The 25,721-nt window shown below is 62.0% G+C and carries 23 protein-coding genes and 1 pseudogene; 14 read left to right on the forward strand and 10 right to left on the reverse strand.

The genetic code is table 11. The features are described 5' to 3' along the window. Window positions 1-16 precede the first annotated feature (16 nt). Complete coding sequence (locus FPT15_RS19810; RefSeq protein WP_003174819.1) at window positions 17-289, forward strand: HU family DNA-binding protein; 273 nt, start codon at window positions 17-19, stop codon at window positions 287-289. A 232-nt stretch (window positions 290-521) separates the two neighbouring features. After that, a complete protein-coding gene (locus FPT15_RS19815) occupies window positions 522-2,396 on the forward strand; it encodes a SurA N-terminal domain-containing protein (protein WP_145163929.1) in 1,875 nt (624 codons plus the stop codon). 48 nt (window positions 2,397-2,444) lie between these two features. Here FPT15_RS19815 and FPT15_RS19820 read toward each other — a convergent pair whose 3' ends face one another. Then, a complete protein-coding gene (locus FPT15_RS19820) occupies window positions 2,445-3,623 on the reverse strand; it encodes an MFS transporter (RefSeq protein ID WP_145163931.1) in 1,179 nt (392 codons plus the stop codon). A 118-nt stretch (window positions 3,624-3,741) separates the two neighbouring features. Here FPT15_RS19820 and FPT15_RS19825 point away from each other — a divergent pair, with 118 nt between their 5' ends. Beyond that, window positions 3,742-4,641 carry a LysR family transcriptional regulator gene (locus FPT15_RS19825; protein WP_145163933.1) on the forward strand — a complete coding sequence of 300 codons (900 nt, stop codon included), beginning with the start codon at window positions 3,742-3,744 and terminating at the stop codon, window positions 4,639-4,641. Between the two features lie 89 nt (window positions 4,642-4,730). Beyond that, window positions 4,731-5,537, forward strand: a complete 807-nt coding sequence (locus FPT15_RS19830; RefSeq protein WP_145163935.1) for a DUF2242 domain-containing protein — start codon at window positions 4,731-4,733, stop codon at window positions 5,535-5,537. A 1-nt stretch (window position 5,538) separates the two neighbouring features. Here the strand turns inward: FPT15_RS19830 and aceE are convergent, their stop codons facing one another. Next, window positions 5,539-8,199, reverse strand: a complete 2,661-nt coding sequence (gene aceE / locus FPT15_RS19835; protein WP_145163937.1) for a pyruvate dehydrogenase (acetyl-transferring), homodimeric type — start codon at window positions 8,197-8,199, stop codon at window positions 5,539-5,541. 145 nt (window positions 8,200-8,344) lie between these two features. On the opposite strand from aceE, the gene FPT15_RS19840 reads away from it, so the two are divergent. Next, the gene (locus FPT15_RS19840) at window positions 8,345-8,815 is read left to right on the forward strand and encodes a MarR family winged helix-turn-helix transcriptional regulator (protein WP_145163939.1); all 471 of its coding nucleotides are present in this window, start codon (window positions 8,345-8,347) and stop codon (window positions 8,813-8,815) included. Window positions 8,816-8,880: 65 nt separating this feature from the next. On the opposite strand, the pseudogene FPT15_RS19845 reads toward FPT15_RS19840, so the two are convergent. The 3 genes and pseudogenes from FPT15_RS19845 to FPT15_RS19855 form a co-directional block, all read right to left on the reverse strand. After that, a pseudogene (locus FPT15_RS19845) lies at window positions 8,881-9,881 on the reverse strand (pyruvate dehydrogenase). Window positions 9,882-10,207: 326 nt separating this feature from the next. Continuing rightward, on the reverse strand, window positions 10,208-11,242 hold the full coding sequence (locus tag FPT15_RS19850; protein ID WP_145163941.1) for an AraC family transcriptional regulator: 1,035 nt from the start codon (window positions 11,240-11,242) through the stop codon (window positions 10,208-10,210). Between the two features lie 4 nt (window positions 11,243-11,246). Beyond that, a complete protein-coding gene (locus FPT15_RS19855; RefSeq protein WP_145163943.1) occupies window positions 11,247-12,377 on the reverse strand; it encodes a carbon-nitrogen hydrolase family protein in 1,131 nt (376 codons plus the stop codon). Window positions 12,378-12,589: 212 nt separating this feature from the next. On the opposite strand from FPT15_RS19855, the gene FPT15_RS19860 reads away from it, so the two are divergent. Then, window positions 12,590-14,629 carry an NADPH-dependent 2,4-dienoyl-CoA reductase gene (locus FPT15_RS19860; protein ID WP_145163945.1) on the forward strand — a complete coding sequence of 680 codons (2,040 nt, stop codon included), beginning with the start codon at window positions 12,590-12,592 and terminating at the stop codon, window positions 14,627-14,629. 57 nt (window positions 14,630-14,686) lie between these two features. Next, entirely contained in the window at window positions 14,687-15,574 is an 888-nt protein-coding gene (locus FPT15_RS19865; protein WP_145163947.1) for a 1-aminocyclopropane-1-carboxylate deaminase/D-cysteine desulfhydrase, read from the forward strand. A gap of 4 nt (window positions 15,575-15,578) precedes the next feature. On the opposite strand, the gene FPT15_RS19870 is transcribed toward FPT15_RS19865, so the two are convergent. From FPT15_RS19870 to FPT15_RS19880, 3 genes are all read right to left on the reverse strand, one after another. Next, window positions 15,579-16,139 carry a cytochrome b gene (locus FPT15_RS19870; RefSeq protein ID WP_145163949.1) on the reverse strand — a complete coding sequence of 187 codons (561 nt, stop codon included), beginning with the start codon at window positions 16,137-16,139 and terminating at the stop codon, window positions 15,579-15,581. A gap of 113 nt (window positions 16,140-16,252) precedes the next feature. Then, window positions 16,253-17,080, reverse strand: a complete 828-nt coding sequence (phnX, locus tag FPT15_RS19875; protein ID WP_145163950.1) for a phosphonoacetaldehyde hydrolase — start codon at window positions 17,078-17,080, stop codon at window positions 16,253-16,255. A 28-nt stretch (window positions 17,081-17,108) separates the two neighbouring features. After that, window positions 17,109-18,218: a 2-aminoethylphosphonate--pyruvate transaminase gene (locus FPT15_RS19880; protein WP_145163952.1), complete on the reverse strand. Its 1,110-nt coding sequence runs from the start codon at window positions 18,216-18,218 to the stop codon at window positions 17,109-17,111. Between the two features lie 112 nt (window positions 18,219-18,330). On the opposite strand from FPT15_RS19880, the gene FPT15_RS19885 reads away from it, so the two are divergent. Both FPT15_RS19885 and FPT15_RS19890 read left to right on the forward strand, forming a co-directional pair. Continuing rightward, the gene (locus FPT15_RS19885; protein WP_145163954.1) at window positions 18,331-19,188 is read left to right on the forward strand and encodes a LysR substrate-binding domain-containing protein; all 858 of its coding nucleotides are present in this window, start codon (window positions 18,331-18,333) and stop codon (window positions 19,186-19,188) included. A gap of 99 nt (window positions 19,189-19,287) precedes the next feature. Further along, the gene (locus FPT15_RS19890) at window positions 19,288-19,995 is read left to right on the forward strand and encodes a YebC/PmpR family DNA-binding transcriptional regulator (protein WP_090402660.1); all 708 of its coding nucleotides are present in this window, start codon (window positions 19,288-19,290) and stop codon (window positions 19,993-19,995) included. Between the two features lie 123 nt (window positions 19,996-20,118). Here the strand turns inward: FPT15_RS19890 and FPT15_RS19895 are convergent, their stop codons facing one another. Next, window positions 20,119-21,423, reverse strand: a complete 1,305-nt coding sequence (locus FPT15_RS19895; RefSeq protein WP_145163956.1) for a protein kinase — start codon at window positions 21,421-21,423, stop codon at window positions 20,119-20,121. Between the two features lie 40 nt (window positions 21,424-21,463). Then, window positions 21,464-22,558: a cell division protein ZapE gene (gene zapE, locus FPT15_RS19900; protein ID WP_145163958.1), complete on the reverse strand. Its 1,095-nt coding sequence runs from the start codon at window positions 22,556-22,558 to the stop codon at window positions 21,464-21,466. Between the two features lie 215 nt (window positions 22,559-22,773). Between zapE and FPT15_RS19905 the strand changes: the two genes are divergently transcribed. Genes FPT15_RS19905 through FPT15_RS19925 form a run of 5 tightly spaced genes read left to right on the forward strand, consistent with a single transcriptional unit; the run spans window position 22,774 to window position 25,681 of the window. Beyond that, window positions 22,774-23,274, forward strand: a complete 501-nt coding sequence (locus FPT15_RS19905; RefSeq protein ID WP_164487989.1) for a spore coat U domain-containing protein — start codon at window positions 22,774-22,776, stop codon at window positions 23,272-23,274. Then, entirely contained in the window at window positions 23,268-23,810 is a 543-nt protein-coding gene (locus tag FPT15_RS19910; RefSeq protein WP_145163960.1) for a spore coat U domain-containing protein, read from the forward strand. Before FPT15_RS19905 ends, FPT15_RS19910 begins: the two co-directional genes overlap by 7 nt. Before the next feature lie 18 nt (window positions 23,811-23,828). Beyond that, window positions 23,829-24,362, forward strand: a complete 534-nt coding sequence (locus FPT15_RS19915; RefSeq protein ID WP_145163963.1) for a spore coat U domain-containing protein — start codon at window positions 23,829-23,831, stop codon at window positions 24,360-24,362. A 5-nt stretch (window positions 24,363-24,367) separates the two neighbouring features. Continuing rightward, window positions 24,368-24,868 carry a spore coat U domain-containing protein gene (locus tag FPT15_RS19920; RefSeq protein WP_370003162.1) on the forward strand — a complete coding sequence of 167 codons (501 nt, stop codon included), beginning with the start codon at window positions 24,368-24,370 and terminating at the stop codon, window positions 24,866-24,868. Window positions 24,869-24,895: 27 nt separating this feature from the next. Beyond that, a complete protein-coding gene (locus FPT15_RS19925; protein WP_145163964.1) occupies window positions 24,896-25,681 on the forward strand; it encodes a molecular chaperone in 786 nt (261 codons plus the stop codon). The last annotated feature ends 40 nt before the right edge of the window (window positions 25,682-25,721 follow it).

Below are 25,721 nucleotides of genomic sequence, written 5' to 3' on the forward strand. Positions count from 1 at the left end.
TATAAGGGGACTTAGAGTGAACAAGTCGGAACTGATTGATGCTATCGCCGCATCCGCTGATATCCCGAAAGCTGCTGCTGGCCGTGCGCTGGACGCAGTAATCGAATCCGTCACTGGCGCTCTGAAGGCCGGCGACTCTGTAGTACTGGTAGGCTTCGGTACTTTCTCTGTGACCGACCGCCCAGCTCGCACTGGCCGTAACCCACAGACTGGCAAAGCACTGCAAATCGCTGCTGCCAAGAAACCAGGTTTCAAAGCCGGTAAAGCCCTGAAAGAAGCCGTTAACTAAGCTTCGCTCAAGCCTTACCTACCCGGGTCAGACGCAGGTCTGGCCTGGCAGCGGAGCGGCAGCTGACCCAAGTATCCATCGGGTCGCCAGGGCCTGGGGTGTTGGTTCAAACCCCCGTCCGCTCCGCCAGTTACGAGAAGGCGCATCCTCGGATGCGCCTTTCTTCTATCCGGACTCTACCCACGCTCCACGGTTGCCTAATTTTTGAAGATCAACCGTTTCTGGGGGACGCATGCTGCAAAATATCAGGGACAATTCACAAGGCTGGATTGCCAAGACCATTATCGGGATCATCGTCGCATTGATGGCGTTCACCGGTATCGAGGCCATTTTCCAGGCTTCGACCAACAACAAGCAGGACGTGGCCAAGGTCAACGGTGAAGAGATCACCCAAACCGAATTGAGCCAGGCCGTCGACATGCAACGTCGCCAGCTGATGCAACAGCTGGGCAAGGATTTCGATGCTTCCCTGCTGGACGAAAAACTGCTGCGCGATGCGGCTCTCAAGGGTCTGATCGATCGCAAACTGCTGCTGCAAGGTGCTGCCGATTCCAAGTTCGGCTTCTCTGAAGCGGCGCTTGACCAAGTGATCCTGCAGACGCCGGAATTCCAGGTGGACGGCCAGTTCAACGCCGAACGCTTTGACCAGGTGATCCGTCAACTGGGCTACAGCCGTCTGCAATTCCGTCAGATGCTGACCCAGGAAATGCTGATCGGCCAGGTTCGCGCAGGTCTCGCCGGCAGCGGCTTTGTCACCGACGCCGAAGTGCTGGCATTCGCCCGTCTGGAAAAACAGACCCGCGACTTCGCCACCGTCAACATCAAGGCCGACCCTACGGCGGTGAAGCTCACCGACGATGAGGTCAAGGCTTACTACGACCAGCACGCCAAAGAGTTCATGACCCCGGATCAGGTGGTTATCGACTATCTGGAATTGAAGAAGTCTTCGTTCTTCGACCAGGTCACTGTCAAGGACGATGAGCTGCAGGCTGCCTATCAGAAAGAAACCGCCAACCTCGCTGAACAGCGTCGTGCCGCGCACATCCTGATTGAAGTCAACGACAAGACAACCGACGCGCAAGCCAAGGCCAAGATCGAAGAAATCCAGGCACGCCTGGCCAAGGGTGAGAAGTTTGACGCCCTGGCCAAGGAGTTCTCCCAGGACCCAGGTTCGGCCGCCAATGGCGGTGACCTCGGCTTCGCGGGCCCTGGCGTCTACGATCCGGACTTCGAAACTGCCCTGTACGCCCTGAACAAGGACCAGGTGTCAGCGCCGGTACGCACCACCTTCGGTTGGCACCTGATCAAGCTGTTGGGCGTTGAAGCACCGCAAGTGCCGTCGTTCGCCAGCCTGAAAGACAAGCTGACGCGCGAGCTCAAAACTCAGCAGGTTGAGCAACGTTTTGTCGAGGCTACCAAGCAATTGGAAGATGCGGCATTCGAAGCCTCCGACCTGGCTCAGCCGGCGTCTGACCTGAAGCTCACCGTGCACACCTCGGCGCCGTTTGGCCGTGAAGGTGGCGAAGGTGTTGCCGCCAACCGTGCGGTGGTCACTGCTGCATTCAGCCCGGAAGTGCTGGATGAAGGTGCCAACAGCACCGCCATTGAGCTGGACCCGGAAACCATCATTGTGCTGCGGGCCAAAGAGCATCTGAAGCCTACGCAATTGCCACTGGAAAGCGTCTCTGCCGCTATCCGTGCGCAGATGACCAAGGAGCGCGCCAGCGCGGCTGCCAAGGCTCATGCTGACGAGTTGATCGCCAGCCTGCGTGATGGCAAAACTGCGCTGAACCAGCCGATCGACGGCCAGGCCTGGAAAGTCACTGAAGCGGCTACCCGTAGCCAGGAAGCGATCGACCCGGCCGTGCTGCAAGCCCTGTTCCGCATGCCCAAGCCTGCAAGCAAGGACAAGCCGACCTTCACTACCGTGACCCTGGCGGACGGTAGCCTGGTGATCGTGCGCTTGAACGGCGTCAACGAAGCCGCTGCGCCTACGGACGAAGAAAAGGCGCAATACCGCCGCTTCCTCGCTTCCCGTATTGGCCAGCAAGACTTTGCCGCTTACCGCAAGCAGTTGGAAACCAAGGCTGACATCAAGAAATTCTGATGTTGGTTTGAAGTAAAAAGCCCCCGCTCTGAAAAGACCGGGGGCTTTTTATTGGCTGCTCTTCAGACTGGCGATCACAGCCAATAGCATCAGCAGCACAACCGCCCACGCGAAGGCGCCGACGCCCCAGCCTTGAAGTAATACGCCACCGACCAACCCACCGCCGGCAATCCCAAGGTTCCATACAGTGACCAGCATCGACTGCGCTGCATCCGCCGATGCACCGGCCGCCTTGGCCAGTGCGGTTTGCAGCAACGCTGGCAGGCCGCCGAACGCCAGGCCCCATAACGCCACGGCGCCGTAGACAACCACTGGCGACTCGATCCAGAACGCCAGCGCCAGGGCGATCAAGCCAAACAGCGTACAGCTGGCCACGAGCAACACCCGCAACCATCGATCAATCAGTACGCCCGCCAGCCAGATGCTCAGCAGCGCGGCAAGGCCAAATACCAGCAGCACACGATCAATCTCGGCGGCGATTCCGGCGGGCCCCAGCAGGGGCGCCACGTAGGTATAGAGAATGTTGTGGGCCAGCACGTAGGTAAAGGTCACCCACAGCACCGGACGAATGCCTGGCAAATTCAGGACCTGGCGCAGCCCCAGACGTTTTCCCGCAGGTTCGCCTGCAAAATCCGGCAGCTGCCAGCGCGCCCAAATCAGCAGCAACAGCGTCAGCCCGGTCATGATTGCGAAACTCAAGCGCCAACCAACAGTGGTGCCCAGGAACGTGCCCGCCGGCACACCCAGAGACAAGGCCAAGGGCGCGCCAAGCATCGCCACGGCAATCGCCCGCCCTTGCAGGTGTGGCGCAACCATGCGGCTGGCATATCCCGCCAGCAGCGCCCAGAGCAGCCCGGCGAAAACCCCGGCGAAGAAGCGTGCCACCAGGGTCACCCCGTAATGGCTGGAAAACGCTGTCACGCTGTTGACCAAGGCAAAGCCTCCGATCGCAATCAGCAGCAATGGCCGTCGACGCCAGCCTCGGGTCAGCAGCGTGAGAGGAATGGCTGCGAGCAATGAGCCGAGGGCATACAGGGTGACCAACTGGCCCACCAGTGCCGGCGAGACGCCCAGGCCGTCGCTCATCTGCGGCAGGAGCCCGGCGGGCATTGCCTCGGTGAGAATGGTGATAAACCCGGCCGAAGCCAACGCCAGCAAGCCACCCAGTGGCAGGGCCTGACGTTGGTTGGCGGTGGCCGAATCGGTTATTGCAGGGCTGTTGCTCATCGCACGCTATCCATGAAAAAAAGGCCAGGAAGCAGGGTAGGGGGCTGTGAGCTGCGGAAAAACAGGCTAAGGTTCCGAACTTATTGGACACCTACGTCCGCAATTGGTAGGTAAGCCCATGGACAGCCTGAGCAGTCTCTCGGTATTCGTGCATGTCGCGGAAACCCGCAGCTTCACCGCCGCTGGCCGCGTGCTTGGCGTGTCTTCCTCGGCGGTGGGCAAAAGCATCGCACGCACCGAGGAGCGCCTGGGTGTGCGCCTGTTTCACCGCAGTACGCGCAGCATCACCTTGACCAGCGAGGGGGCGTTGTTTCTCGAGCGTTCGCGACGGATTCTCGCCGAAGTCGAGGCCGCGGAGCAGGAGCTGACCGAGGCCACCCTCACGCCGCGCGGCAAGTTGCGGATCAGCGTGCCGCAGGTGCGTGGGCTGTTGATGCCGGTGCTCAGCGATTTCATGCGTGCGTACCCGGACATCGAACTGGATGTGGATTTTTCCGACCGCATGGTGGATGTGATCGAGGAAGGCTTCGACGCGGTGATTCGTACAGGCCGGCCGGAAGATTCGCGCTTGATGGCGCGTCATCTGGGGCACTACCGTCTGGTGCTGGTGGGGACGCCAGCCTATTTCGAGCAACATGGCACCCCGCAGCAGCCCCGGGACTTGAGCGGCCACGCTTGCCTGCGCCACAAATTCTGCGCCACCGGCAAATTGGAGCCATGGCCATTGCGTCCTGTGCCAGGCGCTGCAGAACCTGTTTTGCGCACACCGTTGGTCAGCACGACCATTGAATCGCTCAACCATGTGGTGCACGAAGGCTTGGGCATCGCTTGCCTGCCGGATTACATGGTCAGGGACGCGGTGCAGCAAGGGCATTTGCAGCGGGTGCTGGATGACTTTCTCGAGCACCGCGGCAGCTTCTGGATGTTATGGCCAGCAAGTCGCCATGCTTCAGCCAAACTGCGCGTGTTTATCGACCATATGGGCGCCGGGCTTTTTCCTGCAGGCACCGTCCTGTAGGCCTGTGACGTTTTACCGACAGGAATGCGCGCGCCAGGACCCCGTTCTGTTGCACAATACCGCCCGGACTGTTTTCCTCAGGATTTTCGATGTCGACATCATTTCACTTGCGTAGCCTCGGGTTGGCGCTGGTGCTGGCGGGCGCCGCGGGCTGCTCGTCACCCAAGACCGCTATTTATGAACATGAGAATTTCGACGACTCCGGTACATTCTCCCGTGATTACCCGGTCAGCGATGTGGCGGCCTGCGAAGCGGCGCGGCGTGCCCTGCTGAGCCAGGGCTACATCATCACCAGCAGCGATCCGAAGCTGGTCGTGGGTAACAAGAGCTTTCAGCAGACCGGCGAGACGCACCTGCAGATCAGCTTCAACGTGGTGTGTGCCGATGACGGCAAGGGCAATAACCACTCGACGATGTTTGCCAACGCCTTGCAGGATCGCTATGCGCTGAAGAAGGTCAACAACTCCGCAAGCCTCGGTGTGGGTGTGTTGGGCTCGGTGTCGATGCCGATCGGCTCCACCGATGACTCGATGGTCAAGGTGGCAAGCGAGACGGTCTCGGCGCCCAAGTTCTACGACCGTTATTTCGCGCTGGTGGATGTATTCCTGCCGCAGGAAGTGAAGAAGGCCGAGCATATTCCCGAGAAGCCCAAGGCTGACCTCGGTGTGCCGGAACCCAAGGCGGCGCCGGTAGCCGAGAAGGTCGAGGCACCGAAGGAAGAACCGGCAGCGCCAGCTGCTTCGCAAACGGTGACGCCGCCCGCCGAGACGGCACCGATTGCACCCAAGGAAGAGCCAGCCCCAACCCCGGCAAGCGAGCCGGCGCCGGCGCCGACCAATCCGAACCTGCCGGCGCCGACAGAGGCGATTCCGCCGCTGCCCACGCCCGCGCAGTAACTCAGACTGCTACGGGATCCGCCTTGTCGACGTTGATCCCGTAGCGGCTGATGGCCTGAGTGATGGTGTCCCGGCCGATCACGCCATCATCGGCCAGTGCCTTCAAGGCCGCCAGCACGATAAAGTGCCGGTCCACTTCGAAAAACTCACGCAAGGTTTCGCGGGTGTCCGATTGCCCGAACCCATCGGTGCCCAGCGCTACAAAGCGACGGCCGTGGACGAAGGGGCGAACCTGATCGGCGAATAATTTCATGTAGTCCGTGGCCACTACCACCGGCCCGGCTTGCCCGGCGAGGCATTCCTCAACGTAACTCGCACGTGGCTCGCTTTCCGGGTGCAGCAGGTTCCAGCGCTGCGCCGCGTGCCCGTCACGGCGCAGCTCGGTCAGGCTGGTGACGCTCCACACGTTGCTGTGCACGGCGAAGTCCGTTTCGAGCAAGTCGGCCGCGGCGATGACTTCGCGCAAAATCGAGCCGCTGCCCATCAATTGCACCTGCACTTGCGGGTGGCTGCTCAGTGGATACATGCCCTTGAGAATCCCGTGCTCCACGCCATCGGGCATGGCCGGGTGTGGGTAGTTCTCGTTGAGCAGGGTGATGTAGTAATAAATGTCCTCTTGCTCGACGTACATGCGCCGCATACCTTCGCGAATGATCACCGCCAGCTCGTAGGCAAACGTCGGGTCATACGACACGCAGCACGGGATCACCGACGACAGGATATGGCTGTGGCCGTCGTCATGCTGCAGGCCTTCGCCCATCAACGTGGTGCGCCCCGCCGTGGCCCCCATCAGAAACCCACGCGCCCGCGCATCGCCCGCCGCCCAGGCCAGGTCGCCGACGCGCTGGAAGCCGAACATCGAATAGAAAATGTAGAACGGCACGGTCATCAGGCCGTGGTTGCTGTAGGACGTACTGGCTGCGATCCACGAGGAAATGGCGCCGGATTCGTTCAGGCCTTCCTGCATAATCTGTCCGTCCTTGCTCTCCTTGTAGTAGCTCAGTTGCCCGGCATCCTGTGGGGTGTAAAGCTGACCCACCGCTGAATGGATGCCGATCTGACGGAACAGGCTTTCCATGCCGAAGGTGCGCGATTCATCCGGCACGATTGGCACGATCAGCTTGCCCAGGTGCGGGTCCTTGAGCAGCGTGCCAAGGATGCGCACAAAGGCCATGGTGGTGGAAATGGCGCGCTCGCCCGTGTCTTTGAGTTGGGTCGCAAATGCGCTCAGTTCGGGGATTTGCAATGACTCGATGGCACTGTGGCGCGCGGGCACATAGCCGCCCAAGGCCTGGCGACGTGCGGCGAAGTAGCGGGCTTCTTCGCTGTCGGCAGCGGGCTTGAGGTAGGGGATGTCGTCGAGCTGGTCATCCGCCACGTCCAACCCGAAGCGGTCGCGGAAAGCTTTTACCGCCTCGGCGCCCATTTTCTTCAGCTGGTGGTTGATGTTCTGGCCTTCGCCGGCTTCACCCATGCCGAAGCCCTTGACGGTTTTGGCCAGGATCACCGTCGGTTGGCCCTGGTGGCGCACGGCGGCTGCATAGGCGTTGTAGACCTTGTCCGGGTCGTGGCCACCGCGTGAGAGTTTCCAGATTTCGTCGTCGGACATGTCTGCAACCAATGCCAGCAACTCGGGGTATTTACCGAAGAAATGCTCGCGCACATAGGCGCCGTTCTGCGATTTGTAATTCTGATAATCGCCGTCCACGCATTCCATCATGCGTTGGCGCAGCAGACCGCTCTGGTCCTTTTCCAGCAGCGCGTCCCAGCCACCGCCCCAGATTACCTTGATCACATTCCAACCGGCGGCGCGGTACAGGCTTTCAAATTCCTGAATCACTTTGGCATTGCCGCGCACCGGGCCATCCAGGCGTTGCAGGTTGCAGTTGACCACGAAGATCAGGTTGTCGAGTTTCTCGCGGCCGGCGAGGGAGATGGCGGCGAGGGATTCCGGCTGGTCCATTTCGCCATCACCGAGGAAGGCCCAGACCTTGCGGCCCTGGTGTTGCTTGAGGTTGCGAAATTCCAGGTAACGCATGAATCGCGCCTGGTAGGCCGCAGTGATCGGCCCGAGCCCCATGGACACGGTGGGGAATTGCCAGAAGTCCGGCATCAAGCGCGGGTGGGGGTAGGACGATAAACCTTCGCCACCGGCCTCGCGGCGGAAGTTATCCAACTGCGCTTCGCTGATGCGCCCCTCCAGATACGCGCGGCCATAGATGCCAGGAGAGGAGTGGCCCTGGATGTACACCAAATCGCCATCGAACGTGTCGGTACGCCCACGGAAGAAGTGGTCAAAGCCTACGTCGTACAGCACAGCAGCTGACGCATAAGTCGCGATATGCCCACCCACACCGGAATGTTTGCCGGCGCGCAAGACCATGGCCATGGCGTTCCAGCGGATAAACGCGTTGGTGCGACGCTCGATGGCCAGGTTGCCGGGGTAGGGCAACTGGCGGTCGACGGGAATGGTGTTGACGTAGGGGGTGGTCACCCGCCCGTAGAAGTCACCATGGCGCGCTACGTCGAAATCCAGCAACTGATCTATCAGGTAATGGGCGCGCGGGCGGCCTTCGGTGGACAGCACCGATTCGATGGACTCCAGCCACTCACGGGTTTCCTGTGGATCGTCGTCCAGCCTTACAGCGTTATTGGGGGTCATGTGAAGCTCCAGGGGAGGCGGATTTGAAGCAGCGAGCTCCTTATGGGAGTGGCGCCAATGTAGTTGCAATTGCAACGATATGCCTGAATCTAGCGCGGGATGAGCTACTATTGCAACCTTCTTGAAATTCCCCGGATGGTGTTGCATGTCTTCGAATGAGCCTGATGTATGGTTCCGTTTTGTCAGGGCCCACAGGACGGTCATCCGTGAAATCGAGCGTCGGCTGGCTGAGGCGGGCCTGCCGCCGTACGCCTGGTATGACGCGCTGTGGGGCCTGGAAAGCGGCCCCGAGGGCACTCGCCGTATGCACGAACTGGCCGATGTGCTGGCAATCGAGCGCTACAACCTGACGCGCCTGGTGGACCGTCTGGAAAAGGACGGCCTGGTGGTGCGTTCGCGTTCAGACGGCGACGGCCGAGCGGCGTTTGCCTCGATCACCGACGCGGGTCGGGTGTTGCGCAAAAAAATGTGGGCGATCTACGAAAGCACCGTCGACGAGTTGTTCCTGTCGCAAATCGAGCCGGAGCAGCGCCAGTTGTTTGCCGACACCCTGGAGCGTGCGGCGGGGTTGGCGGTGGAGGCGGGTGTGCAAACCCGTAACCGACGCAAGATCTGAGACGCGGTGCAGATCCAATGTGGAGCGGGCTTGCCCGCCCTCACATTTTTTATCGCGTTTCCCATTCATTTAAGTGGATAGCGTTTCATCGCTATTTCCACCTGTTGTGCGTCAATACGCCCTTCATCCGCCAACGCCCTCAACGCACACACCACGATCCAGAAACGACTCGGCGCAGCGGCCTGCACCGAGCCTGCGCCCAAGGCCACAAAACGCGCGTCAACATACGGCGCCAACTGATCGACAATCGGCTGCGGATAACCGGTGACGGCGATGACCGGCGTGGTATCCCCGGCCAGGCAATCACGCAAATGGCAGCTCTGCCGGGGCGCCATGGGGTGCAGCCGATTCCAGCGCGCAGCGGCCGCAGCCTCGCGGGCCAGTCGCGTGTAGCTGGGGCAGCTCCACAGCTGCGCCGTGATGCTCCAGTCCTGTTCAAGCAACTGTGCAGCATGAGCGACTTCCACCAGCACCCGACCTGCACCGAGCAATGCACATCCCCTTGGCGACGTTGGATCGGGTACATGCCCTTGAGCGCATCTTCACGGTCTTGCGCATCCAACGTCACGGCGGTCTCTTGATCATGCAGCGTCAGGTAATAAAAGCCCGGCTTGCCGTCCACATACAGCGCGCGTAAACCCGCCAGCACAATCGCGCGGGCTTCCTCACCCGAGGCCGGATCATACGGTGTGCAACGCGGGTGGTTTGCCAGCCACAGCGGCAGGGAGGGTTGCGCGCCCTTGGGCCAGGGCGAAGGCTGGTTCTCGATGTCGTTGCACAGGATGCCGCGCTGCGCGGTCTCACCCGACAACGCACACAGCTGCGCCGACGACGCCGCGCTGTGCAGGTACAGCAGTGGTTTTTCGCCGGTATTACGCGCGAACCAGCTGGGCCAGCTACCCACACGCCGGCTGCGTGACTGGCCGCGAATCACCCAGGCGTGCCTGCTGAGTTCCAGGGTATCGGCCATGGTCATCACCGTGTACAGCGGCGAACTGCGCGATGGTTCGGCGGCGTTCAGTGCGTCAATACACAGCTGCGCGGCGTTAGCGGTAGAGGCGGGCATGGGTTGAAGCTCCAGGCAACAGAGGTTCGTACCCTAATGGAAATCTGGTTGCATTTGCAATGATTGCAATCGCACGTCAAATGTCGAGCGCTAAATCAACCCAGCGCTGCTACGTTTAATCAGGATGTGCAGGAACGTCATGGCGCAGACATTTTTTCGTCATCACGGCACTTTAGGCTGGCTGTGCGGGTCATTTATTGGCAGCCGCTTTAAACCCACAAGGAGTCCATCATGGACGATTACCAAGAAGAACTGCTGGAGTACCACGCGTTTGAATTGGATCCGCTGGATCCGGTCGATGACGCCACCGAGCTGTAATACCGACTTCAGGCGGAATGCCGCTGACTGCGGCGAAATTCCCCTGGAGTCTGGTTGTTCCACCGCCTGAACGCCCGTTGAAAGGCTTGGGCGGAAGCAAAACCGAGCAAGTAGGCGATTTCGCCGAACGCCAGTTCCGTGTCACGAATGTAGGTCATGGCCAGATCGCGACGGGTGTCGTTGAGAATCGCGCGAAACTGTGTGCCTTCTTCAGCCAGTTTGCGGCGCAGGGTCCAGGTGGGCAGCTTCAAGCGTGCCGCCACTTCTTCCAGGTCGGGTTCCCGGCCGCCATTGAGCATCGGCCCCAGCAAACGGGTAATGCGCTCGCGCAGGCTGCGGGTGCGCGTCAACTGCTCCAGCTCTGCTTCACACAACTTCAACAACAGCTGCCAGGTACTCGGGCAATGCTGCGGGTTGCGCATCGCCAGGGTTTGCTGGCTCAGGCGCAGTTGATTGGCGTCGGCGCCAAAATGCACCGGGCCGTCTCCCAGCATGGCGTACTGGTCACAATACGGGGGCGCTTCAAATTCGATGTCGATGCGCTGCGCCTGCACCGGTTGTTGGGCCAGGCTGGACAATTGCTGCAGCCAGCCGGCGATGATCGAATCCACCACAAAGCGGTTGTAGGCGTTGTAGGGGCTGATGGAATAGAACCGCAGCCACGCCCCTTCGGCATCTTCGTGAAAACTCGACTGCCCGCGATAGTTGGAGCCGTACAGCGCCTCGAACCGGGTCAATGTGCGCGCGGCTTCACGCACGTTGGGCGCTTGCGCGGCGGTGACGCCTGCCAGGCCCGCCTGACTCAGGCGGCTGAGCTGGCCCATGCGCAAGCCCAGGCCCGGGTCGCCGGTCAGTTGGATGGCCGCATGGCCCAGGCGCATGTAACGCGGGATCGACAGACGCGCACCGGCTTCGGCGAGGCGCGCGGCGTCCAGGCCGTATTGCAGCAGCAGCGGTTGCGGGTCCAGGCCGTGGCTTTGAATGGCGTCCGCCAGGGTGTGCACGAAGCCCACCGACAGATCCCCGAGGCGCACCGGCTTCAAGGCGCTACAACCAGATATTCAGCAGGCGTGCGCCACGGGCGCCGCTGTCGGCGTTGACTCGCCCGTTGCTGCTGAGAAAACTGTGCCCGGCAGTGCCCAAGTCCCAGAACTGTCCACGCAAGAACACGCTCATGCCGGCGCTTGCCTGGCTGATCGGCTGTTGGCTGATCAGGGTCAAACGGTGCCAGGCTTCGCCTTCGCTGAGTTCCTCGGGCTTGAGGCTGATTTCGGGTGGCGTCGACACGCTTTTGAACCCGCGCCATGGGCGATCCCATGTGTCGCGGCCAGTCACAAATGCCGGCACGGCGACCAACTGCGCGCCTTGCTCGTTGAGTTTGCGGTAGTTGTCCGGGTACCAGCTGTCGCTGCCGATCAGGATGCCCAGGCGCCCGGCCGGGGTGTCGACCACGTTGACGATATTTTCATCGCCCGGTTGGATAAAACCGCGCTCATCGTAGATGGGGTAGAACTGGCGCTGTGGCTGGCCCACTGGCAAACCGTCGGCACCGAACACCAGGCTGGCGTTGTACAGCGGACCATGGCCGACATGCAGTTGGCCTTGTTCGACACTCGGGTTGGGCAGGGTGATGGAACCGGCCACCAGCGTGACACCAAACTCTTTGGCCAGGCCGCCGAACAACACTTGATAGTCGCGCGCCATGGCGGAGGCTTTCATACGCAGGTAGGCGTCATCCATGCGGTTATCGCCGGTGGCGCTGATCCATGCGCGCGCAAACTGCAGAGGGTTGCTGGCCGACAGCCAGTTCATCGCGTCTTTTAAATGGACCGCCTGGTACAACTCGTTTTTTTCGCCGCTGAGCATCAGCCAGGTGCCGATATGTTCGGGCAGGACCACGATGGTCTTTTGATTGATCAGCCCCTGATCACGGGCCTTTTGCAGGTACGCCGCGAGCTTCAGGTGCAGGCGTTCCAGGCTCTGGTAATCGGCGGGGAACAACTCCGGCTGAATGCCCAGCAAGTTGCCACGATCGGCAGGCTCGCCTTCATTGACGGCCAGGGAAATGCGCAGGTCCGACAGGTAATGCGCCACAGGGCGCTCCTGGGTCCAGACCAGATACGCGGCGACGGCGGCAACCAGGGCCATGACGAGGGTGAACGCTAGAAGTTTACGCATGGGGCAACAGACAACAGACCGTGTGCAGGGTTCGCCGACTAGGGTAGGGCTCAGGCACCTGCTTGCCAAGGGGCGCTGTGCATTTGGATCAATAACTTGTCAGTTTCAGTCATTGAGCGGCAGTCCATCGCCTCTTAGTCTGTGGGACATAAACCGATGGCAGGCCATTCGAGCCTGCCACGTCCCGTGATGATCCGTTGTGGAGCTGTACCATGACCGCTGCTGCCTACCCGCACCTGCTGGCCCCGTTGGACCTGGGTTTTACCACCTTGCGCAATCGCACCCTGATGGGCTCGATGCACACAGGCCTTGAAGAAAAGCCAGGTGGTTTCGAGCGCATGGCCGCCTACTTTGCCGAGCGTGCCCGTGGCGGTGTCGGCTTGATGGTCACCGGCGGGATTGGCCCGAACGACGAGGGCGGCGTGTATGCCGGTGCGGCCAAGCTGACCACTGACGAGGAAGCCCAGAAGCACAAAATCGTGACCCAGGCCGTGCACGAAGCGGGCGGCAAGATCTGCATGCAGATCCTCCACGCCGGGCGGTATGCCTACAGCCCCAAGCAAGTCGCACCGAGCGCGATCCAGGCGCCGATCAACCCGTTCAAGCCCAAGGAACTGGACGAAGAAGGCATCGAAAAGCAGATCCAGGATTTCGTCACCTGCTCGCTGCTGGCTCAGGTCGCCGAATACGACGGTGTGGAAATCATGGGGTCCGAAGGCTACTTCATTAACCAGTTCCTGGCCGCCCACACCAACCACCGCACCGACCGTTGGGGTGGCAGCTACGAAAACCGCATGCGCCTGGCGGTGGACATCGTTCGCCGCGTGCGTGAAGCCGTGGGCCCGAACTTCATTATTATCTTCCGCCTGTCGATGCTCGACCTGGTCGAAGGCGGCAGCAGCTGGGAAGAAATCGTGCAGCTGGCCAAGGCCATCGAGCAGGCGGGTGCGACCCTTATCAACACCGGTATCGGCTGGCACGAAGCGCGTATCCCGACCATCGCCACCAAAGTGCCGCGTGGCGCGTTCAGCAAAGTCACCGCCAAGCTGCGCGGTGCGGTGCAGATTCCGCTGATCACCACCAACCGCATCAATACGCCGGACATTGCCGAGCAGATCCTCGCCGAAGGCGATGCCGACATGGTCTCGATGGCGCGGCCATTTCTGGCTGACCCGGAGTTCGTCAACAAGGCGGCTGCCGGCCGTGCCGATGAAATCAACACCTGCATCGGCTGCAACCAGGCCTGCCTGGACCACACCTTTGGCGGCAAGCTGACCACCTGTCTGGTCAACCCGCGCGCCTGCTACGAAACCGAGCTCAACTACCTGCCGGTCAAGCAGATCAAGAAAATCGCCGTGGTCGGCGCCGGTCCTGCAGGCCTGGCAGCGGCTACCGTGGCGGCGGAGCGCGGCCATCAAGTGACGTTGTTCGATTCCGCCAGCGAAATCGGCGGCCAGTTCAATATCGCCAAGCGCGTGCCGGGCAAAGAGGAGTTCTTTGAAACCCTGCGCTACTTCAAGCGCAAATTGCAGACCACCCATGTCGAGGTGTGCCTCAACACCCGTGTGGATGTCGCGCAACTGGCGGCGGGCGGGTATGACGAGATTATCCTCGCCACCGGCATTGCGCCGCGCACCCCGGCCATCCCGGGTATCGACAACGCCAAGGTGCTGAGTTACCTGGACGTGATTCTTGAGCGCAAGCCGGTGGGCAAGCGCGTGGCGGTGATCGGCGCTGGCGGTATCGGCTTTGACGTCTCTGAATTTCTGGTGCACGCCGGCGTGTCCACCAGCCTGGACCGCGAAGCGTTCTGGAAGGAGTGGGGCATCGACACGCAACTGCAAGCCCGTGGCGGCGTGGCCGGCATCAAGCCTGCGCCGCATGCGCCGGCGCGTGAAGTGTTCCTGCTGCAACGCAAAACCTCCAAGGTCGGCGACGGCCTGGGCAAGACCACCGGCTGGATCCATCGCACAGGCCTGAAGAACAAGCGTGTGCAGATGCTCAACAGCGTCGAATACCTGAGCATCGATGACCAGGGTCTGCATATCCGCATCGGCGCCGACGGCGAGCCGCAGTTGCTGGCGGTGGACAACATCGTCATCTGCGCCGGGCAAGACCCGCTGCGCGAATTGCAGGACGGCCTGGTCGCCGCTGGCCAGAACGTGCACCTGATCGGCGGCGCCGACGTGGCGGCCGAGCTGGATGCCAAGCGCGCCATCAACCAGGGCTCGCGCCTCGCTGCCGAGCTGTAAGACGAAAAAAGGGGCGGTGTTAGACTACCGCCCCTTTTTCTATTCAGATGCCTCCCGATGGGCCCTTTCGACTGGCTTCCCCACGCGCCCCTTGAACTGTTGCAGCTGGATTGGCTGAACGGCGTCGAGCTGGCCGTGCTGCGTCTGGATCGCATCGACCCGCTGATCAGCGGCAACAAGTGGTTCAAGCTCACCCAGCACCTGGCCGATGCCCAGTCGGCCGGAGCCCGCGGAGTCATCAGCCTCGGCGGCGCGCACTCCAACCACCTGCACGCGCTGGCGGCGGCCGGCAAACGCTTCGGTCTCCCGACCGTAGGCCTGTTGCGCGGCCATCCGCAAGACACACCCACTGTGCTCGACCTGAAAGCCTTCGGCATGCAGCTGCATTGGCTCGGTTACCGCGGCTATCGCGCGCGGCATGCGGCGGATTTCTGGTTGCCGTGGCACGCACAATACCCGCAACTTTACCCCGTGCCGGAAGGCGGCGGTGGAATCGCCGGTGCCTTGGGCTGCGCGGTATTGGTCGATCAAGTGCGCGCGCAATTGAACACCCTGGGCTGGGCCGACTACGACGCGTGGTGGTTGGCGGCGGGTACCGGTACGACGCTGGCCGGGTTGACGTTGGCCGAGGCGGGCGCGCGCACGGTCTATGGCGCAATGGCGGTGCCGGACGACCACGGCGTCGCTCAAAACGTGCAGGCTATCGTGCAGCAAGGGTATGAATTAGTGGACGCAAGCCGAGGCGGTTTCGCCAAGGTCGATCCGTTATTGCTTGAATTCATGCACGCCACGGAACAGGCCAGTGGTGTGCCGCTGGAGCCGCTTTACACCGCCAAGGCCTTGCTGGCGCTCAAGCAGCAGATCGAGGCCGGGCGTTTTCCTCCCGGCACTCGTCTGATCTTCGTGCATACCGGCGGCCTGCAAGGTCGCCGTGGGTTTGCGTAGAGGCTTAGCCGCCGGTTTTGACTCGACCGGGCATCATCCGCAGCGCCGTGTTGTCGCGCAGGATGTAGTGGTGAATGATCCCGGCCAATGCATGCAGCCCGATCAGCCAGTAGCCGACCTTGCCGAACAGCACATGCCAGTGCTCAATCTCTTTGGCCAGAGCCTTGTTTTCAGCGATCAACGGCGGCAGCTCAATGCCATAGAACATCACCGAATGCCCCTCGGCACTGACAATCAGCCAGCCGGCGATCGGCATGCCGATCATCAACGCATACAGCGCAACGTGCATCAGCGTGGCCAACAGGCTTTGCCATTGCGGGGGGGGCGGCACGATTTTCGGCGCAACGCCCAGGCTGCGCGCGAACAAGCGCAGCCACACCAGCACGAACACGGTGAGGCCAAACATGAAGTGCATTTCGACGATCAACGTACGCGCGCCACTGCCTTTGGGAAATTGGCCGCGTAACTCTATGCAGGCGTAAACCACCGCCAGTAGCACCACCATCAACCAGTGCAGCGCAATCGACATGGTGCTGTAGCGTGTATCGGAGTTTTTCCACGGCATCGCTGTGTTCCTCACTCATCAGGGCAAACCTCCGTTCTTGGTGACGGAGTCCTTTAACTGTATGCCGGTTTTGAGCGCTTTGCCTGGCGTAAATGCCGTTGTTTTGACCTCAATCAGTGGCTTTGCGGCATTTCACCGCGTGCCAGGCGCTGATTGATATCGGTGATCACTGCAGGCAGGTCGTTGATAGTGTCGATCAGGTAGTGCGGGCGCGCGCCTTCGAAGAGTTTCTCGATGCGTTTGCGCTCGCTGTTCAGGGTGGCGGCGTCCAGGTTACGAAATTGCTCGTAGGTCAGGCCCAGCGCATTGCCCGAGCAGGTAAGAGCGACGGTCCACATGCCCGCGCGACGGCCTTCGAGGATGCCCGGCACGGTGTCATCGACCTTTACGCAAGCCGCCACATCATCGATGCCCAGCGCGATCACGTTGGCCAGTGCCTGGGCCGGCCATGGGCGGCCGTTGGGGACTTCGTCGGTGGCGACCACGTGATCGGCGAAGTAGCCATTGGTGGCGGCCAGGGCGACGACCTTGTCCATCACTTGCTTGGGGTAGCCGGAGCAGGAACCGATCTTGATGCCTTGCACACGCAGCCGCGCAATGGTGTCGAGGGCGCCGGGAATCAGCGCCGAGTGTTCGGCGATTTTCTCGATCTGCAACGGCATGAAGCGCTGGTAGATGGCGGTCACGTCATCATCCGTCGGCGTACGACCGAACGCCTTGCGGTAACGCTCGGCCACCTGCGGCTGGTCGCAAAGGGTGCGGATGTGGTCCCACTTGCCCATGCCCATCGGGCCACGGGCCTCTTCGATGGAGACTTGCACGTCGAATTCGGCGAAGGCTTCGACAAAGATTTGCGTGGGGGCGAACGAGCCGAAATCGACCACGGTGCCGGCCCAGTCGAGGATAACGGCCTGGAGGGTGTTGGGGTTTTGATAGTTCATGGTTCAAATCCTGTGTGTAAGGGGGCAATCAGACGTCCAGCACTTCCATTTCTTGCAGCACCTGCGCGATCGCCTTGACCGCGGCGCGCATGCCGGCCGCATCGACGTGGCCGATGCAGCCCACGCGGAAGGTTTCCACTTGAGTCAATTTGCCGGGATAAAGGATGAAACCCTTGGCCTTGACCAGTTCGTAGAAGTCCTTGAACTGGTAGCGCGGGTCCTTTGGCGCATGAAAGGTGACGATGATCGGCGCCTGGATCGCTGCCGGCAGGAAGCTGCGCAGGCCCACTTCGGCCATGCCATCCAGCAGCGCCTGACAGTTGCGTGCGTAGCGTTGGTGACGGGCAGGCAGGCCGCCCTCTTCGTGGTATTGCCGCAGCGCTTCGTGCAGGGCGGCGACCACGTGCGTCGGCGGGGTGAAGCGCCATTGCCCGGTCTTGGCCATGTAGCGGTGCTGGTCGAACAGGTCCATCGCCAGGGAGTGGCAATTGCCTTGGGCGGCGGCCAGCGACTGTTTGTCGGCAAACACGAAACCCATGCCCGGCACGCCTTCCAGGCATTTGCCCGAGGCGGCGATCAGCGCGTCGAACGGCACTTCGCGAGCGTCAATTGGCAGCGCACCGAAGGAACTCATGGCGTCGATGATCAAGCGCTTGCCGTGGCTTTTCACCACCTCGGCGATCTGCGGCAGCGGGTTGAGAATGCCGGTGCTGGTCTCGCAGTGGATCAGCGCCACGTGGGTAATGGCCGGGTCGGCGAGCAGCAGACGGTCCACATCGGCCGCAGTGGTCGGTTCATCCTCGGCGGTTTCAAAGGTGCTGAAATCGCGGCCGAGCACTTCGCAGATCCTGGCCAGGCGCTTGCCGTAGGCGCCGTTGATCAACACCAGCACCTTGCCATTGCGCGGCACCAGAGTGCCGATGGCGGCTTCGACGGCAAAGGTGCCGCTGCCTTGCAGGGGCACGCAGTGATGGCTGTCGGCAGCGTTGAGAATCGCCAGCAACTGCTCGCACACGCTGGCGGTGAGTTGGTTGAATCGCTGGTCCCATGAACCCCAATCCACCAGCATGGCCTGACGCGTACGCACGGACGTGGTCAGCGGGCCGGGTGTGAGCAGAATGGGCGCGGCGGTGGTCATCTCAAGTCCTCGCAAGTCTCGGGGGTTGAATCTACGGCGCCTAAATTGCAGTTTGGCTTGTTATCAATCAAATTGTTTGTTGTTATGCGAGCTATCAGTGAGGCCGATAGTTATGAACTTGTTCCAACTGCGTGCATTCGATGCCGTAGCCCGCGAGGGCAGTTTCACCCGGGCGGCGGCGCGGCTGTTCATCAGCCAGCCGGCGGTGACCGGGCACATCAAGGCTCTGGAGGAGCACTACCAGATCCCGTTGTTACGGCGTACGGCGCGGCGGGTGGAGTTGACCGAGGAGGGCACGCGCCTGGCGGCGATCACCCGCGCGATCTTCGGCCTGGTGGACGAGGCCCAGACCCTGCTGGAAGCCAACCGTCAGTTGCTCACCGGGCGCCTGGAGGTGGCGGCCGACGGCCCGCATCTGGTGATGCCGATGATCGCCAGGTTACGTGCGCGCTACCCGGGCATCACCGTGAACCTGCGCTTGGGCAATGCTCAGGAAACCCTGGCGGCGCTGTTGTCCGAGCATGCGGATGTGGCGGTGCTTACCGAGGTGGAACCGCGCAATGGCCTGCACCTGCAAGCCCTGAACGAATCGCGCATCTGCGCCTTGGTGCCGGCAGGGCATCCGTGGCTGGCCGACCCGGCGGGCATTCGCCTTGAGCAATTGCACGAGGTGATCATGGTGCTTCGCGAGCCCGGCTCGATTACCCGGCGCACCTTCGACAGCGCGTGCGCCAGCGCCGCTGTGCAGCCCAAAGTCTTGCTCGAACTGGACAGCCGTGAGGCGGTGACCGAAGCCGTCGCCGCTGAACTGGGCGTGGGGGTGGTGTCGTCAATGGAGGTCAGCCGCGATCCGCGCGTGCATGCCATTCCCTTGCAGGGCGACGGGCTGGTCAACCGGCACATGCTCGGTTGCATGCAGCGACGCCGCTCACTGCGCCTGATCCAGGCGTTTTTCGAGTTAGCGTGTTGACGGTTTTTTGCTGGAACGAATTTTTTTTGCCCTATAAACTCTGCCCCCAAAGCGCCGGCCAGTAGACGTCTCGGCGCGATGGACAGAAGAGAGTGAGTCATGGGCGCACAGTGGAAAGTCAAACATAAAGAAGCGGCATCCAATGCCAAGGGCAAGATCTTCGGCAAGCTGGTGAAAGAAATCACCATCGCCGCCCGCAACGGAGCCGACACCGCGACCAACGCCCACCTGCGTCTGGTGGTTGAGCAAGCCAAAAAGGCATCGATGCCCAAGGAAACCCTGGAGCGCGCGATCAAGAAAGGCGCCGGCCTGCTGGGTGAAACCGTGCAGTACCACCGCGTGACCTACGAAGGGTTCGCCCCGCACCAGGTGCCGCTGATCGTCGAGTGCGTGACCGATAACATCAACCGCACCGTGGCGGAAATCCGCGTGGCGTTCCGCAAAGGTCAGTTGGGTGCTTCGGGCTCTGTGGCCTGGGACTTCAACCACGTCGGCCTGATCGAAGCGTCGCCGGACACGCCGGACGCTGATCCGGAAATGGCGGCTATCGAAGCCGGCGCCCAGGACTTTGAAGACGGCGAAGAAGAGGGCACCACACTGTTCATCACCGAAACCACCGACCTGGATGCCGTGCAGAAGGCCCTGCCAGAGCAGGGTTTCACGGTGTTGTCGGCCAAGCTGGGCTACATCTCGAAGAACCCGGTGAGTGGTTTGACCGATGAGCAGATGGCCGAAGTCGAAGCCTTCCTGGAAGGCCTGGACAACCATGACGACGTGCAGGATATGTTCGTCGGCCTGGCTGGCTGATTTATCGCTGAATAGAACGCGGTAAAAAATGTGGGAGCGGGCTTGCTCGCGAATGCGTAGTGTCAGTTACTGATTGGGTGACTGACACACTGCATTCGCGAGCAAGCCCGCTCCCACATTTGATCAGTGGTGTGGCAGAGATTGCAGCAAGGTCTCGATCTCTTCAAAGCTCGGCCGTGCCAACACATCAGGCTGGCAGCAGCTGTTCTGCAGCGCGACCAACGCCTGGTCGTTGAACGGCGTGTCAACCCGCTCCAGCAACTCCCCCAGCAATACCCCAAACGCGCGCACTTCAATACGCTGCAACGCCTGGGTTTCCAAGGTGTCCGCCGTGGCATGGAACGACGCCGCGCCAAAATCTCCGAGCAAGCAATCACCTTCGGCATTCCACAGAATGTTGTGGCCATACAGGTCGCCATGGGTAATGCCGTGGCTGTGCAAATGGGCCGCCACCGACGCTATGCCGCGCGCCATGCGCAAGGCCACTTCGGGGCTGAAGCGCGTGTCGGGCGCGTAGATATCGCGCGTGCAGGACGCCAGGCTCGGCAGCGCGGCAAGGTTGCGATAGCTCGGGTCGATCAGGTCCATCACCAGCGCGGCCTGGTCATCGGGATGGCCCACCACGCGGCCTTCCACCTTGATCAGGTTGGGGTGCAGCCCTGCGGCGATGCAGGCCTGCATTTCGTGCAGCGGAGAGCCGTCGCTGGTGATCGTGCCTTTGTACAGTTTGACTGCGACAGACAACCCCCGCGGTCGCCACGCCGCCTTGCGAATGATCCCCGAGGCGCCTTCGCCCAGTACTTCGCCCGGTTCCAGTTCCGACCATGGGATGTTCGGAGTCGCGTCATCGCCCGCCACAGCCACGGCCATTTCCACCGGGTTACCGGCATAGGCCAGCCAGGTCAGGCTCGGCAGCGTCAGCAGCCACTGCGGCAGTTGCGTCAGGCGGTTGGCGGCGATGCGGATCAATTCCAGGTTGTGGCAGTTGGCCAGGCTTTGCGGCAGGTGCGCCAGTTGGTTGCCGGCCAGCATCAGTTTCTGCAGCAACGGCCGCTCGCCCAATTCGCTGGGCAATTGGCTGATGCAGTTATCGGTGAGGATCAGCCAGCGCAACTGCGGCGGCAGGGCGGCGGCGGGCACGTGGCTGATCCGGTTGGCCTTGAAGCCGATCATGCTCAGCTGTGCGCACTGGCCCAGGCACGTCGGCAGCTCGGTGAAGGCGTTGTCCGAGCAGAACAGCACGCGCAGGTGCAACAAGCGATGCAGGTCGTCGGGCAGGCTGCTCAGGGCGTTGCCCGTGAGGTTGAGGATTTCCAGGGAGTCGGCCAGTTCGAAAATTTCCCGCGGGAATTCGGTCAGCCCGCAGGACAGGTCCAGGCGCGTGATGCCGGCCAGTTGGCCGGCCTTGAGTTGGGCGAGGGTATTCATGAACGGCGCAGTCACTCGGCAAGAGGGCGTAAAAAGGCGCTCATGATACCGGGTGAGGCGCCGGTTGCGGGCAGACGGTTTGCAATTGGTTCAGGCGGCTCGCGGTGCGAGCGAGGTCGATGGCCTGCCCTTCAAGGGCATGCGCCAAGGGGTGTTGGCCGATCAGCGTCAGGCGTTTGTCCTGGTCGTACAGCACGTCCACCAGGTTGATAAACCGCTGTTGCACGGCAATCGGGCAGTCTGCCAACTGGGGCAGCCCGTCGACAATCCAGTGGTCGAAGTCCTCGCAGAGCAGCAAGTAATCCATCACGGCCGTGAGTTGTTCGCACAGGTCGTTGAAGGTGAACGCGATGGTTGGCGCCTGATGGTGGCGACATATCAGCTGACGATTGCCGACGGTCAGGCGTTGCGCGGGGCAATCGGTGGCGGGCAGCCCGAGCATTTCACGCTGGGCGGGCGTGCCCGGCCAAACATACTGGCCGGCGCTGAAGTGCTGCTCGGCATGCGCTTGGGGCAAGCTGCGAAAATCCTGGGGTGAGCTGACCTCCAGCACGTCCATCCGCGCGGCAATCAGGTCGATCACCGGTTTGAAGCGTTCGTGGTACAGCGGGTTGGGCAGCAGCCCCTCGGGTGCATAGTTTGAGGTCACCAGCACCAGCACGCCGCGTTCGAACAAGGCTTTGAACAACCGGCTGATAAGCATGGCATCGCCGATATCGTGAACATGGAATTCGTCGAAACACAGCACCCGGCATCCCGCCAGCAGCTCATCGAGGGTCACGCCCAGGGCGTCGTCGTGCTCACGGTGCGCAAACATGCCCCGATGCAGGCGGGCAAAAAACGCATGGAAGTGCACGCGCTGCTTGTCGGCAATCGGCAGCGCCTGGAAGAACCCATCGAGCAGCCAGCTCTTGCCGCGCCCCACCGGGCCGTGCAGGTACAGGCTGCGCGTTGCAAGGTTGGCGAGCAGGTGCTGAGTCTCGCGGGCGAGGGCGGCAATCGCCCGGGTTTGGCCTGCACTCAGGGTATAGCCCTGTTGCCTGGCTTTGTTCTCAAAGAACGCCGGGATAGACGAGGGGGCCAGGACGGCGGTTTTTTTGCCCAGCAAACGCTGAATCAGGGGAAGCACAGCCAATGCAAGTCACTCTGTCGTGCGGTGGTCGCTCACTTTAGGGCGCCCGAGGCAATTTGACCATTAGAGAAGCGCGCCGCCAGCTATCTCGAAAAAGCATGGCATGGGGGCAATCCTGGGCAAACTGGCGGTTTCTCCTTAAATGGCTAACCTCATACACAGTTGTCACCCCTGTATAAGGAATTGGGGCTGTGAAGGGACGAGCAGTATTGGCAGTGATGGGCGCCATACTCTGTAACACGGTTTACGCTGCGCAACTTCAGGTAGAAGTGCGCATCGACGTGCAACGGGGCTGCCAGCTGGTGGGCATCACCCGCGATGCGGGTATCGAGCAGCTGGGCGTGTTGGACTTTGGCAGCGGCCCGCGTCTGGATGACCCGGCCGGCCCGTTGAGTGCGGCCTTGATCAGCCAGCGCCAGCCGCGCCTGGAATGCAACCCGGACACACCCTATCAAATGCGCGTTGACGGCGGCCTGCATGGCGGCGTCGGCGAAGTGCGCTACCTCAGCGCCGCGACCCCCTCGAGCAAACCTATTCCCTATCGCCTTTACGCCGACGCTGCGCGACGTATTGCCTTGCCCGTGAATGAACCGCTCAGTGGCCGCGTGCCGGACTCGGGCAGCGTCGACTTGCCCTTATATGGCCGCATCGAACCGCTCAAGGACATCCCCGCCGTCGGCCGCTACACCGACCTGCTCAAGGTCACGGTCACATGGTAAGCCGGGGCTGGGCCCTCGTGGCCATGGGCGGCCTGTTGCTGCTGGCGGAGGACGCCCAGGCGGCCGTGGCCGGGCAGATTCATGCGCGGCTGGTGATAACCGCCAGTTGTGAGGTGAGCAAGGGCGCCGCAAGCGCGCCCGTGAGCCCTATGGGCGGCACGGCAATGCTCGACTTTGGCAGCCAGGGGCCGACTTGGAGCAACCCACTGGGCGCAGCCGTTTCCGATGGCGACAAGGCGCCGCTGTCGGTGTCCTGCAACCCGTCGGTGGTCAGCAGTTTCACCGTGACTATCGACGGCGGCGCGCACGGCGATGGCACCACGCGACGCTTGAGCAACGGGCGTCAGACCATTCCGTATCGGCTGTCGGCTGATCCGCTGGGCCACAGCACTTACAGCGTTGGCCAACAACGCAATTTCGTCGTGACCAAGGGCACGCAAGTACCGATCCCGGTATTTGGCTCGGTGGTGGCGAATACCAGGGCCCTACCGGCCGGCATCTACACAGACACCCTGACGGTGACTCTGGATTGGTAAATCATGAGGATGAACATCATGCATGCACTTGTATCGAAAGCAGTTTTTCCATTGATGGCGCTGGTGTGGGTGTCGGGTGCGCAGGCGGCCACGGTCGCCGGCACCGTCACCGCAACGATGGTGCTGACCAGCAGCTGCCAGGTCAATGGCGCGGCGGCCACTGGCGGGATGAGCTTCGGTAACTTGAACTTCGGTACGGCCAACAGCCTGTTCACTGAAGCCGACGGCCAGGTGCTGGGCGGCGGCGGTGGCGCGTTGTCGATTCTGTGTTCGGCGGGCACTTCACCGACGCTGACCGTGTCTGCCGGCGCCAACGACGGCAAGTCCGTGGGCGGTGGCCGCGCGCTGTACGACGGTGTGGCCAATTACGTGCCGTATGACCTGTTCACCGACAGTGGTCACTCCAATTTGCTCGCCATCGGTGGGGTGATCAACCTGGCGCCCAGCACGGGTGTGGCGCAGGCGGTGAATATTTACGGTAAGGCCAACGGCAAGGCCGGGCTGCCGGCCGGGACTTACACCGACACGGTCAACGTGACGATGACGTTCTAAGCGCCATGAGCCGGGCAGGGTGGGCGGCGTGTGTGGTGTGCATCGGCTGGGGCATGCCGGTGTCGCTGCTGGCGGTGACCAGTCAGTCGTTCCAGGTCAGCGCGACCATCACCCCTGGATGCCTGGTGGTGGGTGGCGGCACGAACTACGGCAGCCTGGCCTTCGGCACTTATTCAGCCCTGGCGACCAGCACCGCGTCTGTCGCACTCACGGCGGGCGTGACCCTGCAATGTACGCCGGGGGTTGCGCTGAGCATGAGTGTCGATGGCGGTTTGCACAACAACAGCGGTCGGCGGATGCAGCTCAATAGCGGCACTGCCCAAGTGGCTTATCAACTGTTTCGGGACGCGGCGTTCAGCCAGAGCCTGGGCATCAGCCAAAGCGTGAGCGTGGCCTACAGCAACGCAGCCAGCATCACCTTGCCGATTTATGGGCGAGTGCAGTTACCGGGTAATACGCCTGGGGGGACGTACAGCGACACGTTGCAGGTGCAGCTGTCGTGGTAAGGCGATTGGCAATGAGGAGTAAGACTTATGGATGCAGCTTCCCGGCACTTTTGGGTAGCAGGTTTGAGCGCGTTGTTGGCGTTGACGGCAGGGCAGGCGCGGGCGGCAAGCTCCGTGCTGATCTGGCCGATTGACCCGGTGCTGGAGGCCGACCAACAGGCCAGCGCCCTGTGGCTGGAAAATCGCGGCACGGAGACCGCCAACCTGCAAATCCGCGTGTTTGCCTGGACCCAAAGTGGTTTTGATGAGCAGTACCAGAACCAGCGCGACGTGATCGGCAGCCCGCCGGTGGCGAAGATCGAGCCGGGGCAGAAACAGCTGGTGCGCCTGACCCGGACCAAAGAGGTGCCCCCGGGCCGGGAAATGGCCTACCGGATCATCATCGATGAAATCCCCCCGGCCACGCCGCCTGCGGCCCCGGCTGATGGCAAGACGGCCGCCGCGATGCGCTTCCAGATGCGCTATTCGGTGCCGCTGTTCGCCTATGGCCCGGGCCTTTGGAGCAAGGTCGACGGTACACGCGAGCGCGATCCCAAAAGCGCCGGCAAGCCGGACCTGAGCTGGAAAAAGGTCACGGTGGGCGGGCGCAACTACGTCGAAATGCGCAACCAGGGCGCCGTGCACGCGCGCTTGACCGACGCCACGTTCAAACAGGGCGGCCAGCCGCGGCCGCTGGTGGAAGGCCTGATGGGCTATGTGCTGCCGGGCGCAACCATGCGCTGGCCGGTGCCGGAGGGGCTGCCGGCTGACCAGCCGCTGCAGGTGCGAGTCAATGGTGCGACGCAATTGGAGAACCTTGCACCCGGGCGATAAATCAGTGCGGTAGGGCATGGAGCAGCCCTTGGTGTTAACG

The organism is Pseudomonas sp. RGB, from assembly GCF_007713445.1.
Classification (GTDB): domain Bacteria; phylum Pseudomonadota; class Gammaproteobacteria; order Pseudomonadales; family Pseudomonadaceae; genus Aquipseudomonas.